The organism is Streptomyces sp. MMS24-W38 (assembly GCF_059889265.1).
The window spans coordinates 6,794,589-6,807,487 of sequence record NZ_JCBCPP010000001.1 but is presented as its reverse complement, the minus strand read 5'-3'; the positions used below and the strand labels follow the sequence as shown (position 1 = coordinate 6,807,487).

11 protein-coding genes are annotated in these 12,899 nt (G+C 73.4%); 6 read left to right on the top strand and 5 right to left on the bottom strand.

Annotated features, from left to right (window positions below):
- Positions 1-12 precede the first annotated feature (12 nt).
- Positions 13-879 carry an acyl-CoA thioesterase gene (locus AC6F7H_RS29950; RefSeq protein WP_500760545.1) on the top strand — a complete coding sequence of 289 codons (867 nt, stop codon included), beginning with the start codon at positions 13-15 and terminating at the stop codon, positions 877-879.
- A 247-nt stretch (positions 880-1,126) separates the two neighbouring features.
- Here the strand turns inward: AC6F7H_RS29950 and AC6F7H_RS29945 are convergent, their stop codons facing one another.
- On the bottom strand, positions 1,127-1,540 hold the full coding sequence (locus tag AC6F7H_RS29945; RefSeq protein WP_500760543.1) for a roadblock/LC7 domain-containing protein: 414 nt from the start codon (positions 1,538-1,540) through the stop codon (positions 1,127-1,129).
- Positions 1,541-1,818: 278 nt separating this feature from the next.
- Between AC6F7H_RS29945 and AC6F7H_RS29940 the strand changes: the two genes are divergently transcribed.
- Positions 1,819-2,418 carry a class I SAM-dependent methyltransferase gene (locus tag AC6F7H_RS29940; protein ID WP_500760541.1) on the top strand — a complete coding sequence of 200 codons (600 nt, stop codon included), beginning with the start codon at positions 1,819-1,821 and terminating at the stop codon, positions 2,416-2,418.
- A 21-nt stretch (positions 2,419-2,439) separates the two neighbouring features.
- Here the strand turns inward: AC6F7H_RS29940 and AC6F7H_RS29935 are convergent, their stop codons facing one another.
- Positions 2,440-3,336, bottom strand: coding sequence for an oxygenase MpaB family protein (locus AC6F7H_RS29935; protein ID WP_500760539.1), 897 nt, complete (start codon positions 3,334-3,336; stop codon positions 2,440-2,442).
- 240 nt (positions 3,337-3,576) lie between these two features.
- On the opposite strand from AC6F7H_RS29935, the gene AC6F7H_RS29930 reads away from it, so the two are divergent.
- Positions 3,577-4,413 carry a hypothetical protein gene (locus tag AC6F7H_RS29930; RefSeq protein WP_500760536.1) on the top strand — a complete coding sequence of 279 codons (837 nt, stop codon included), beginning with the start codon at positions 3,577-3,579 and terminating at the stop codon, positions 4,411-4,413.
- Positions 4,414-4,507: 94 nt separating this feature from the next.
- Here the strand turns inward: AC6F7H_RS29930 and AC6F7H_RS29925 are convergent, their stop codons facing one another.
- Positions 4,508-4,690 carry a tail-anchor membrane protein gene (locus AC6F7H_RS29925; RefSeq protein ID WP_109380710.1) on the bottom strand — a complete coding sequence of 61 codons (183 nt, stop codon included), beginning with the start codon at positions 4,688-4,690 and terminating at the stop codon, positions 4,508-4,510.
- Positions 4,691-4,989: 299 nt separating this feature from the next.
- Here AC6F7H_RS29925 and AC6F7H_RS29920 point away from each other — a divergent pair, with 299 nt between their 5' ends.
- Positions 4,990-7,983, top strand: a complete 2,994-nt coding sequence (locus AC6F7H_RS29920) for an SCO1167/SCO6262 family helicase (RefSeq protein ID WP_500762133.1) — start codon at positions 4,990-4,992, stop codon at positions 7,981-7,983.
- Complete coding sequence (locus AC6F7H_RS29915) at positions 7,980-9,314, top strand: SWF or SNF family helicase (protein WP_500760534.1); 1,335 nt, start codon at positions 7,980-7,982, stop codon at positions 9,312-9,314. The genes AC6F7H_RS29920 and AC6F7H_RS29915 overlap by 4 nt, the downstream gene beginning before the upstream one ends.
- 42 nt (positions 9,315-9,356) lie before the next feature.
- Here AC6F7H_RS29915 and AC6F7H_RS29910 read toward each other — a convergent pair whose 3' ends face one another.
- Complete coding sequence (locus AC6F7H_RS29910; protein ID WP_500760531.1) at positions 9,357-9,671, bottom strand: hypothetical protein; 315 nt, start codon at positions 9,669-9,671, stop codon at positions 9,357-9,359.
- Positions 9,672-10,100: 429 nt separating this feature from the next.
- On the bottom strand, positions 10,101-11,267 hold the full coding sequence (gene xylA, locus AC6F7H_RS29905; RefSeq protein ID WP_500760529.1) for a xylose isomerase: 1,167 nt from the start codon (positions 11,265-11,267) through the stop codon (positions 10,101-10,103).
- 114 nt (positions 11,268-11,381) lie between these two features.
- On the opposite strand from xylA, the gene xylB reads away from it, so the two are divergent.
- Positions 11,382-12,851, top strand: coding sequence for a xylulokinase (xylB, locus tag AC6F7H_RS29900; protein ID WP_500760527.1), 1,470 nt, complete (start codon positions 11,382-11,384; stop codon positions 12,849-12,851).
- The last annotated feature ends 48 nt before the right edge of the window (positions 12,852-12,899 follow it).

The following is a 12,899-nucleotide window of genomic DNA, read 5'->3' as shown; positions in this document are numbered from 1 at the left end:
AGCGTTCCTCCCATGACGAATCCGACCGAGAGCCTCGTCGCCCTGCTCGACCTGGAGCAGATCGAGGTCAACATCTTCCGGGGCCGCAGTCCGCAGGAGTCGCTGCAGCGGGTCTTCGGCGGCCAGGTGGCCGGCCAGGCCCTGGTCTCCGCGGGCCGCACCACCGAGGGCGACCGCCCCGTGCACTCGCTGCACGCGTACTTCCTGCGCCCGGGGCGCCCCGGGGTGCCGATCGTGTACGAGGTGGAACGGGTGCGGGACGGGCGGTCGTTCACGACCCGCCGGGTCACCGCCGTGCAGCAGGGGCGCACGATCTTCAATCTCACCGCTTCCTTCCACAGACCTGAACAGGGGAGTTTCGAGCACCAGTTGCCGCCGGCCCGCGCGGTGCCGGACCCCGAGTCGCTGCCGACGGTCGCGGACGAGATCCGCGAGCATCTGGGCACGCTGCCGGAGCAGTTGGAGCTGATGGCCCGCCGTCAGCCCTTCGACATCCGCTACGTGGACCGGCTGCGCTGGAACCGGGACGACGTCAAGGGCGCCGAGCCGCGCAGCGCGGTGTGGATGCGCGCGGTCGGCCCGCTCGGTGACGATCCGCTGGTGCACACGTGCGCCCTGACCTACGCCAGCGACATGACCCTGCTGGACGCCGTCCGGATCCCGGTGGAGCCGCTGTGGGGTCCGCGGGGCTTCGACATGGCGTCGCTGGACCACGCCATGTGGTTCCACCGCCCGTTCCGTGCGGACGAGTGGTTCCTGTACGACCAGGAGTCACCGATCGCCACGGGCGGGCGGGGGCTGGCCCGCGGGCGGATCTACGACCGTGCGGGGCGGATGCTGGTGTCCGTCGTCCAGGAGGGGCTGTTCCGGGCGTTGTAGGTCAGCGGGCCGGTCGCCGGTTCCTGTCGCGGGATTCCCGCCACGCCTGGCCCGGCGGGCGGTCCGGGCGTGGCGGGCACGGTCGTGGCGATGGCGTGGATGGCGGTGTTCGCGGACATGCTCGTCTCCCCCTGCGGGATGTGCACGGTCGGCGCGGCGTGCGCCGACCCGGAGAAAACCGTATCCACTCCATCACTCTCTGCGACAGCCCTGTGGACAACTCCGCGGGGGTCGACGAACGTGCGGGTCAGTTCCCTGTGAGACCGTTGGAGCCCGGTCGGCGGGCGTCCACGTCCAGATGTTCTCCGACCCGGTTGACCAGCAGGGTCATCTCGTAGGCGACCCGCCCGACATCGGCCTCGGCCCCGCTGAGCACGCACAGGCAGCTGCCGGCGCCCGCCGCGGTGACGAAGAGCATGGCGTCGTCGAACTCGATCATCGTCTGGCGCATTCCGCCCGCACCGAAGTGCTGTCCGGATCCCTTGGCGAGGCTGTGCAGTCCGGACGACACGGCCGCCAGGTACTCCGCGTCCTCGCGGCGCAGTCCCGTGCTCGTCCCGGTCACCAGTCCGTCGTTGGACAGGACCAGGGCGTGCCGCACCTGCTCGACACGCTGGGTCAGGTCGTCCAGCAGCCAGTCGAGTCCCTGATTTTGCTTCATTTCGTGAATTTCCCCCTTGCTCTTCCCCGTGATGGTTCCCGTGGTCCCGTCCGTGCGCCTTTCCGTTTGCTTCCCCCGTGCGGTGCTTCCCCTGACGGGGAGATCCCTTTGGCCAGCCTTCCCCACGACCGGGCGCCGGACAAGGAGGTTAGGAGCCACGGGACAGAAGATGACCGACGAAGAGTGGCCCGAGTTCGTCTCGCGCAGAACCCGCACCGGCAAGCTCTCCACCGCCGGACGGTGCGGTCCGGGCCGTCCGGTGGGGGATCATGCGGGACATGAGCGACGACCACACACACGTCCAGGAGTTCTTCAGCGCGCGGGCCGTCGACTGGGACCGCCGCTTCCCCGACGACGGTCCGGCCTACGCGGCCGCGGTCGCCGACCTCGGGCTGCGCGAGGGCGACCGGGTGCTCGACGCGGGCTGTGGCACCGGACGGGCCCTGCCGCCGCTGCGTGCCGCTGTGGGCCCCTCGGGAACGGTCCTCGGGGCGGATCTGACGCCGGCCATGCTGTGGGAGGCCGCGGCCGCCGGGCGGGACGGCGACGGCACGCTGCTGCTCACCGACGTCGCCGCACTGCCCCTGCGCTCGGGGGCGCTCGACGCCGTGTTCGCGGCGGGCCTCATCGCGCACCTGCCCCATCCGGCCGAAAATCTCCGTGAGTTGGCGCGGGTGGTGCGCCCCGGTGGGGTGCTCGCGTTGTTCCACCCGATCGGCAGGGCCGCGCTCGCCGCGCGCCAGGGCCGCTCGCTCACACCGGACGATCTCCGCGCGGAGCACAACCTCCGTCCACTGCTGGCCGGTTCGGGCTGGCGCATGACGTCGTACGCCGACGAGGACACGCGGTTCCTGGCGCTGGCCGTCCGGGAGGACTGACCTCTCCGGCCGCCCCTGCGCTCAGTCGGCGGGCGTGGTGTCCGGGTGCCGCACCGGGCAGCCGCCGAGGCCCGGCACCGGGTCGGTGCCCAGGTCCTCCAGCCGGTAGCCGTTCGGATAGCTCTTGATCTCCCAGTTCTGCCGGGCGAAGTGCGGGGCGCGCCGGGGCGGCAGCAGCCGGACCGCGCGGCCGCGCAGCCGCACCGCGCGGCGTACGCACACGCGGGTGGCGGCGCTCGGCGGGGTGTAGCGGAAGGCCCGCAGGAGGGGGTCGTCGAGCAGGGCGAGTGTGGCGGTGCGCAGCAGCGGGGCGAGCGGACGCGGGTACCAGGAGGTCATGAGACCGAGTGTGGCGTCCGAGACCCTGCGCGCGCCCTCGTCCCAGCCGAAGTGGGCCTGCTCGTAGGAGTCGAGGCAGCTCTCGAACTCCTCATAGGAGCCGGGGATGCCCTGGATGCCCATGTGCCGCCCGAGTGTCCGGTAGTGGACGGCACTGGCGACGGTCTCGTGCCGCGACATCCTGCGCCACCCGTAGGCGTCGATCCACCGCTTGGGCATCACGACGAACGTGCACAGGACGTATCGCATGTCGTCGTTGGGGATGTCGTAACCGCGGTGCATCCGGTTGATGCGGCGGATCGCGGTCCGGCCCCGGTCGCTGCCGAATCCGTGCTCGACGACGGCGTCCAGGAGGAGCGAGGTGTCGTCGTAGCGCTTCTGGGTGCGGTCCGTGAGCTCCGCGGTCTCGGCGAGCAGACGGCCGATACGGGGAACGGCGTACGTGCGGTACAGGGCGAGTTCGAGTGACCGGGTGAAGTCCCAGGGGAATTCGTACGCCGCGCTGAGGCGGTAGATCTCCGTGGCGTCCCGGTGCGGGTCCATCCGCCGGATGCGTTCCAGTCGCTCGAAGCGCTTCACCGCGCCGCCCCCTTCTGCCGCCGGACTCCGATCCTACTGTGCGTGGCGGATGTTGTACGGCTGGTGAGGGTCACGGTGGCCCGGCAGGTCGTCCGAGGGCGCGCCCGCACGGCAGCGGGTGGCTGATTCGCCCCGTCCTGGCGGAAAGCAGCCGCTCCGGGCAGGGCTTCGAGGTCGTGACAAGGGGGTCGGGGTCGGATTAGGGTGCGCGCCGGTGAACGAGACGACGGGGAGGCCGGCATGGCCGGGACGGACGAGGAAGCCACCACCGCGGACGACGCGCTCTATGTGCTCACGGCGGCGTTGCTGACGCCGGCGAAGTTCCCGAGCGTGCTGGGCGACGACTATCCGGAGGCGTGCGCGGTGCTCGGCCTCGCCCCGCTCGCCGACGGGTACGGGCTTGTGCTCGGGCAGGACGGCGAGGGCGCCCGGTGGACCGTCGTCGTCGACGACGTGTCGCTGGTCGCCGTCGCGATCGCTTCCTGGGACTGCGGCATGGAGCACGATCTGTCGCCGGACGAGCGCACGGTCGTCGCCTCGCTGCCGGGCTGGCCCCTCGCGGTCGCCGTCGCGGCGCCGAACGTGCCCGCGCCGCACGATCCGGACCCGGACACGGCTGACGGGCCCGCGCTGACACCTCCCGATCCCGAGGCCTGGGGGCCGGCGCAGCGGCGCCTGGGCGCCGACGAGATCGCGCTCCAGTGGGCGGTCTGGCGGGAGCAGGTCGACGACACGGATTTCTCGGCTGCGGGCGGCTCCGGAGAAACCCCCGACGGCGCCGAGTCCGATGGGCCGGACGGTCGGCCGGGCCACAGCGGTATCCGGCGCGTTCTGGCGGAGGCGCGCGCCTACCTCACCTCGCCGCCGCCGCTCGGCCGGGTCCGCTCGTCCTTCGCCCCGGGCGAGGCGCGCACCCTGCGTGCCGACGGGCCCGGCTGGTCGCTCGTGGCCAGGACCGACGACATCGCGTTCGTCCTGCTCGACGACGAACCCGGGGAGGTCCTCCCGGTGGGCAGGGGGCCGGAACTGCCGGGCCTCCTGGAGGGCCTCGACAAGATCGCCGTACGGCCGCTCTGAACCGCGCGGGCGGCGCCCCGAGGCGGTCGCCCCAGGATCCGGGCCGGGCCATGGCCCGGCCCGGCACCGACCCGCCGGGCGCGCCCCACCGGTCTCAGCGACCCAGCTCCTTGCGTGAGACACGGCGCAGCCGGCTCCGCTGTGAAGGGTCCAGGGCCAGATACGCGGCGGCCGGAACTCCCAGGACTATCAGGAGCGCCGCCCACCAGGGCAGCCAGATGAGCAGGATGAGTCCGGCCGCCACACCCCCTGCGGCGATCTTGGCGTTCTTCGACATGAGTGTCGCCTCCTTCGCGGCCGTTGCCGCTCTCTTCTTGAAAACGGGCCCGCGCCTTCGGCGGTTCCGACCGCGACCCTGAGACATCCCTGAGGTTCGACCCCCAGGCTTCCCTGAGGGCCACCGTCGGCTCGTCGCCGAGTCGACGATCCGACGCTTCGGGGCGGAGGACGACCACGCATCCCTGGTGACCCAGTTCACCACCCGGGCACACCCGCACGCCCCCGATCGTGCTGTACCCTCGGCGACTCCGACATGACTAGTCAAGTTTGATGAATCGATGAAGCAAGGACTCCGCCATCGTCGCGCAGACGCCTCCCCCGCCGCACGCTCCCGCTCAGTACGCCGAACTGGCCCACTGTTCAGCCGTATTCGTACCCGGTGACCCGGCCCGCATCGGCCGGGTCGCCTTCTGGCGGCCCGACGGGGCGGCTCCCCCTGACATGGACGCGGCGTCGGTCGAGGAGCTGACCGTCGTCGTTCCCTGCGAGACCGGGGTGGAGACGGTGAGCGTCCCGGCGGCACTGCTGCCGGTGCGCGCCGCGCTGCCCGTCCTCACCCGAGCACGGACACGCGACGAAGGGCACCCTGCCACCGTGTTCTGGGGCGCTGCCGCCGTGCACGCCCTGGGCCTGGTGGCGCGCGGTCTGCTGCTGCCGGGGCTGTCCCCGGCCGGCCACGACGCCTGGCGCACGGGGCCGCTGGGCGCGGAGGACACCGAGGCGGTGCGCCGGCTGGCCGCCGCGATGCCGCCCGAGGCGCACGCCCTGCCGGTGGACGGCCCGGGGCCGCTGCGCCTGCCCGATCCCGAACGGCTGCTGCGCTCCTTCCTCGACGCGGTCGCCGACACCTTGCCCCGCTCCCCCGCCGCACCCCTCGTCACCGGCACCCCCGCCTACGCGGTACCACAGCGACAGCAACTGCCCGAACTGCGCGACTGGGCCGCCGACGTCGCGGCGGGCCACGACGCCGGCGTACGTCTGTCGCTGCGCGTCGAGGTGCACGGCCTGACGGAGCTCACAGACCTGACGGCACCCTCGGCCACCCGGGACGACGCCGCCATGGACGGCGACACCGGCGACACCACGGACGGCGACGGCGCGAACGCCACGTTCCGAGCAGTGCTCCAGGTCCACAGTGTGAGCGACCCCGCGCTCGTCGCGGACGCCACCGACGTGTGGGCCGGACCCGCAGACGGCACGGACGGCCCTGACAGCACTGACAGCACTGACAGCTCGGACGGCGGTTTCGGACCGCGCGCCCGGATGGACACGCTGCTCGCGCTCCGCCGCGCCGCCCGCGCCTGGGCCCCGCTCACCCCCCTGCTGTCGGCGACCGTGCCGAACGCGGTCGAACTCGCCGACGAGGAGGTCACCGAGCTCCTCGGAGAGGGCACCAGGGCGCTCGCCGGCGCCGGCGTCGACGTGCACTGGCCGAGGGAGCTGACCCGCGAACTGATCACCCGCGCGGAGATCGGTCCCGCCGACGACGAGCGGGGCCCCGGGCGGCCCGGCGTCGCGGGCGCCTCTCAGGGACCGTCCTTCCTGTCGGCCGACGCACTGCTCGCCTTCGACTGGTCGTTCGCCCTGGGCGGCCGGCACATCACCCGCGCGGAGCTGGACCAGCTCGCGGAGACCAAGCGTCCTGTCGTGCGGCTGCGCGACCAGTGGGTGCTGCTCGACCCGCAGGAGGTGCTCCGCGCCCGCGCGCGCCAGGACCACGAGGTGAAGCCCGTCGACGCGCTCGGGGCCGCCCTGACCGGCTCGGTGGAGGTGGACGGCCACCGGATCGAGGTGCGGCCCACCGGCTGGCTGGCGGCCCTGCGGGACCGGCTCGCCGACCCCGAGGCACAGGAGCCCGTCGCACAGCCGACGGCCCTCGCCGCCACACTGCGGGACTACCAGCGGCGCGGGCTGAACTGGCTGGCCCACATGACGTCCGTGGGCCTGGGCTGCTGCCTCGCCGACGACATGGGCCTCGGCAAGACCATCACCCTGATCGCCCTGCATCTGCACCGGCAGTCCGACCCCGCGTCCGCCGGCCCCACCCTCGTGGTGTGCCCGACCTCCCTGATGGGCAACTGGCAGCGGGAGATCGAACGGTTCGCGCCCGGTACGCCGGTACGCCGCTTCCACGGTGCGCGGCGCTCGCTGGACGACCTGGCCGAGGGCGAGTTCGTCCTCACCACGTACGGCACCATGCGGCTGGACGCTCCCCGGCTCGCCGAGGTGTCCTGGGGAATGGTCGTCGCCGACGAGGCCCAGCACGTGAAGAACCCGTACGCGGCGACGGCCCGGCAGCTGCGCTCCATCGGCGCCCGCGCACGCGTGGCGCTCACCGGCACCCCCGTGGAGAACAACCTCTCGGAGCTGTGGGCCGTCCTGGACTGGACGACGCCCGGCCTGCTCGGCCGGCTCGGCACCTTCCGCAGGCGGTACGCGGACGCCGTGGAGGGCGGACAGGACCCGGCCGCGGCGGAACGACTGGCCCGGCTGGTACGGCCGTTCCTGCTGCGCCGCCGCAAGTCGGACCCGGGGATCGCGCCCGAGCTGCCGCCGAAGACGGAGACGGATCATCCGGTGTCGCTCACCCAGGAGCAGGCGGGGCTGTACGAGGCCGTGGTACGGGAGGCCCTCGCCGAGATCTCCGGCACCGACAGCATGGCGCGACGGGGAATGATCGTGAAGCTGCTGACCGGGCTCAAGCAGATCTGCAACCACCCGGCGCAGTTCCTCAAGGAGGACCGTCCGGTGCTCGCGGGGCGGTCCGGGAAGCTGGAGTTGCTGGACGAGCTCCTCGACACGGTGCTCGCCGAAGAGGCCGGGGTGCTGGTCTTCACGCAGTACGTGCGGATGGCCCGTCTCCTGGAGCGCCACCTCGCCGCACGGGGCGTGCCGTCGCAGTTCCTGCACGGCGGCACGCCGGTGGCCGGGCGCGAGGCGATGGTGCGGCGTTTCCAGGACGGCGAGGTCCCGGTCTTCCTGCTGTCGTTGAAGGCGGCGGGCACGGGGCTGAACCTCACCCGTGCCGAGCACGTCGTGCACTACGACCGCTGGTGGAACCCCGCCGTCGAGGCGCAGGCGACGGACCGCGCGTACCGCATCGGCCAGACCCGGCCGGTACAGGTGCACCGGCTGATCGCCGAGGGCACGATCGAGGACCGCATCGCCGAACTGCTGGTCCGCAAGCGCGAACTGGCGGACGCGGTGCTCGGCTCCGGGGAGGCGGCGCTCACCGAGCTGACGGACGCCGAACTGGCGGATCTGGTGGAACTGCGAGGGGGAGCACGATGAACCGGTACGACGGTGCGGAGACCGACGGCCACGACGCCGACGGTCACGCGGCCGACGGTGAAGCCGCCGGGACGGAGCGGACGTTCGCCGCGCCGCCTCCCGCGCGGGGGCGTGGTTTCGCGCAGACCTGGTGGGGTCGGGCCTGGCTGACGGCGCTGGAGGGCACGGCCCTGGACATCCAGCAGCTCAAGGCGGGTCGCGGGCTCGCCCGCGCGGGAGCGGTCGGCGCGGTGTCCGTGCGTCCGGGACGCATCACGGCCGTCGTACAGGACCGCGACCGCACGGCGCACCGGGCGGACGTCCTGCTCCAGGAGCTGTCCGACGAGCAGTGGGACCGTTTTCTGGGCATGGCCGTCGAACGGGCCGGACATGTGGCGGCGCTGCTCGACCGGGAGATGCCGCCGCACCTGGTGGAGGACGCGGAGCTGGCCGGGGTCGAACTGCTGCCGGGCCTGGGCGATCTGGAGCCGGAGTGCGGCTGCGGGGCCTGGGACCACTGCGGTCACACGGCGGCGCTCTGCTACCAGGTGGCCCTGCTGCTGGACCAGGACCCGTTCGTCCTGTTCCTGGTGCGGGGACGCGGTGAACGGGCCCTGCTGGACGCGCTCCAGTCGCGTGCCGGGGCACGCGCGGGAAAGCAGTCCCAGCCGGAGGGCGTGGACGCGGCCGAGGCGTTCGCGGCGGGCGGCATCCGGCCGGGGCTGCCCGACGCTCCCCCGCTCCCCGCGGCACCGGGGGTGCCTCCGTCACTGGACACGGACGGGCCGCCTCCCGCCGGGATCGACCCGTCCGCCCTGGAGTTCCTCGCCGCGCGGACCTCCGCGCAGGCCCGTCACCTGCTCGCGGAGGCGATCCGGGACGGGCATGAACGGCAGCCGGTGGAGCCGGATCCGACGGTGGCTCAGGACGCGGTGCGGCTGGCCGCCGGTGACCCGGCGCGTGCCGTGGCGGACCGGCTCGCCACCGGTTCGGGGCGTGGCCGGGAAGGGCTGGCCGTGGCCGTACGGGCCTGGCGCCAGGGTGGTGCGGCGGCGCTGGCCGTGCTCGACGAGGAGTGGACGGTGGACACCGAAGCGCTCGCCCGCGCGCGTGCGGCCCTCGAGTCGGCCTGGGCCGAGGGTGACGAGGACGAACGGCCGGTGTTCCGGGCCCGTGCCAACCGCTGGACCGTCGTCGGCGCGCCGGTGCAGCTGCGGCTGGGACGCGACGGCCGCTGGTGGCCGTACCGCAAGGAGCGCGGCCGTTGGGTCCCGGCGGGAGGTGCCGCCCAGGACCCGGCGACGGCCCTGGCTTCGGCGAGGGCGGAGCTCCACGCCGGGAGAACGCCCTGAAGCAGCCTCCCCGGGAGACACCGCGTACGCGCCCGATCCGGGTCAGCGCAACCCGGCCTCGTCCAGGGACGGAAGGAGCGACTCGAGCCCGCTGGGCAGACCGCTGGGCAGATCGGTCGGCAGACCGCTGGGCAGTTCGCTCGGGAAGCCCGACGGCAGCCCGGTGGGGAAACCGGACGGCAGCAGGCTCTCCGGACCGCCGGGCAGTTCGGAGGGGGCAACCAGGGACGGGTCGGGCCGGCCGCCGGTGCCCGTGCTGCTCCCGGCGGGCTCCTTGTCCGGCGAGTCGTCGTCGCCTTCCGACGCCATCAGCACGATCACGGAGACGGCCGCCACGGCCACGATCGCCGCGAGCACGATGAGCAGGAGGTTCCTGCGCCCGCCGGGACCGCGTCCCCCTCCGCCTCCGTCGCCGGGCGGACCCTGCGGCGGATCGGAGGGCGGAGGCGGAAAGGACGGCGGGGGCGGGTTCGGCGGCGGAGGTGCGCCGCCGTACGAGGGTGGTCCGAAGCCGCCGCCCGGGGGCGGCGTGTCACCCGGCGGGCCGGGCGGCTGGGGCGGTACCGGTGGCTTGGCCATACCGGCCATGGTCGCCTCGGACGCGCTCCTGACGCGAGCGTCCCGCACGGAATTCGACACGGAGCCGGGGCACGGGCCGAGCCCGCGGCACGCTCCGCGCGCGGAGACCGAGCCGTGCGCTCCCGTGTGAGCGCGGCCGCCGCGCGAAGCAGCACGCCGGCCGCACTCACACCGCCCCGGGCCCCCGAGCCCCGGGAGGTCCGGGGCTCAGCCCCGGGCGCCCAGCAGGTGGTCCATCGCCAGCTGGTCGAGGTGCTCGAAGGCCATGCCGCGCTCGGCGGCGGTGTCGGCGTCGAAGTCCTCGAAGGCCGACCGGTCGCCGAGCAGTGCCTGGAGGCCGTCGGCCGCCGTGGGCTCCGCCAGCTGGTCCAGGCGGGCCGCGCGCAGTGCCTCCTGCACCTCGGGGTCGGAACGGAAGGCCGCCGCGCGGTCCTTGAGGATCAGGTAGTTGCGCATGCAGCCCGCCGCCGAGGCCCACACCCCGTCGAGGTCCTCGGTCCGCGGCGGCTTGAAGTCGAAGTGCTTCGGGCCGCTGTAGCCGGCCGACTCCAGCAGGTCCACCAGCCAGAACGCGGCACGCAGGTCACCGGCGCCGAACCGGAGGTCCTGGTCGTACTTGATGCCGGACTGGCCGTTGAGGTCGATGTGGAACAGCTTGTCCGCCCACAGCGCCTGCGCGATGCCGTGCGGGAAGTTCAGCCCGGCCATCTGCTCGTGGCCGACCTCGGGGTTGACGCCGTACAGCTCCGGCCGCTCCAGGCGCTCGATGAACGCGAGGGCGTGGCCGACGGTGGGCAGCAGGATGTCCCCGCGCGGCTCGTTCGGCTTCGGCTCGATGGCGAAGCGGAGGTCGTAACCCTGCGAGGTGACGTACTCGCCGAGCAGGTCGAAGGCCTCCTTCATCCGGTCCAGGGCGACCCGTACGTCCTTGGCGGCGCCGGACTCGGCGCCCTCACGGCCGCCCCAGGCCACGTACACCTGGGCACCGAGTTCGACCGCGAGGTCGATGTTGCGGATGGTCTTGCGCAGCGCGTAGCGGCGCACGTCGCGGTCGTTGGCCGTGAAGGCGCCGTCCTTGAACACCGGGTGGGTGAAGAGGTTGGTCGTCGCCATCGGCACCTTCATGCCGGTGGCGTCCAGCGCCTGCCGGAACCGCTTGATGTGTCCCTCGCGCTCGCTGTCGCTCGAGCCGAAGGGGATCAGGTCGTCGTCGTGGAAGGTGACGCCGTGAGCCCCCAGCTCGGCCAGGCGCCGCACCGACTCGACCGGGTCGAGGGCACGCCGGGTGGCGTCACCGAACGGGTCGCGTCCCTGCCAGCCGACGGTCCACAGGCCGAAGGTGAACTTGTCCTCGGGGGTGGGCCGGTAGTTCATGCCGTGGCTCCTTGCTCGCTGAGGCTATTTCGTCATGGCGATTTACAAATTAGTATGCGGGAGCAGCTCTGGGAAGAGAGTCACCCCGCTGAACCGCGGAAGAGGGAGAGACCGATGTCAGCAGCCGAGGGTCCGCTCGTCGTCGGCGTGGACACATCCACCCAGTCCACCAAGGCGCTGGTCGTCGACGCGGCCACCGGACGGGTCGTCGCGAGCGGCCAGGCTCCGCACACGGTGACCTCGGGGGCGGGCCGGGAGAGCGATCCGCGCCAGTGGTGGGACGCCCTGTGCGAGGCGCTGCGCCAGTGCGGGCAGGCGGCGCACGAGGCCGCCGCGGTGTCGCTCGGCGGCCAGCAGCACGGGCTGGTCACCCTGGACGAGCGGGGCGAGCCGGTGCGTCCGGCGCTGCTGTGGAACGACGTGCGCTCCGCGCCGCAGGCCCGCCGGCTGACCGGGGAACTGGGCGGCGCGAAGTTCTGGGCCGAGCGCACCGGAAGCGTGCCGGCCGCCTCGTTCACGGTCACCAAGTGGGCCTGGCTGGCAGAGCACGAGCCGGATGCGGTCCGCGCCACCAAGGCCGTCCGGCTGCCCCACGACTACCTCACCGGACGGCTCACCGGTCAGGGCACCACCGACCGCGGCGACGCCTCCGGCACCGGGTGGTGGGCCTCCGGGACCGAGTCGTACGACGAGGAGATCCTCGCGCATGTGGGGCTCGACCCGGCCCTGCTGCCCCGTGTCGTGCGGCCCGGAGAGGTCGCCGGGACCGTGCGCGCCCACTCCGACCTGCCGTTCTCCAAGGGCACTCTGGTGGCGTGCGGCACCGGGGACAACGCGGCCGCCGCGCTGGGCCTCGGTGTGCGGCCCGGTACCCCGGTGATGAGCCTCGGCACCTCGGGCACGGTGTACGCGGTGTCGCGGCGCCGGCCGGCCGACCCGACCGGCATCGTGGCGGGCTTCGCCGACGCGCGCGGCGACTGGCTGCCGCTCGCCTGCACGCTCAACTGCACGCTCGCCGTGGACCGGGTCGCGACCCTGCTGGGCCTGGACCGCGAGGCCGTCGAACCGGGCCACGGCATCACGTTCCTGCCCTTCCTCGACGGCGAGCGCACCCCCAACCTCCCGAACGCGTCCGGCCTGCTGCACGGGCTGCGCCATGACACGACCGGCGGTCAGCTGCTCCAGGCCGCCTACGACGGTGCCGTGCACTCCCTGCTCGGCGCGCTCGACCGCGTCGTCGGTGAGGATGGGGAGGACGAGAAGGACAAGGCCGCCGACCCGTCGGCGCCCCTGTTGCTGATCGGCGGCGGCGCCCGGGGCACGGCCTGGCAGCAGACCGTACGACGGCTCTCGGGTCGGGCCGTGCAGGTGCCCGAGGCGCGGGAGTTGGTGGCGCTCGGTGCGGCGGCGCAGGCGGCCGGCCTGCTCACCGGGGAGGACCCGGCCGCGGTCGCCCGCCGCTGGGACACGGCGGCGGGGCAGGTGCTGGAGCCGGTGGAACGGGACGAGGAGACGCTGGCCGGGATCGCCGGGGTACTCTCCGGCGCGGCCCCGCTCCTGGAGCGGGGCACGGACACCCGCTGAGGCCTTCGCCGGCGAACACCGGCCCCGGCCACACCATGACAGAACCGA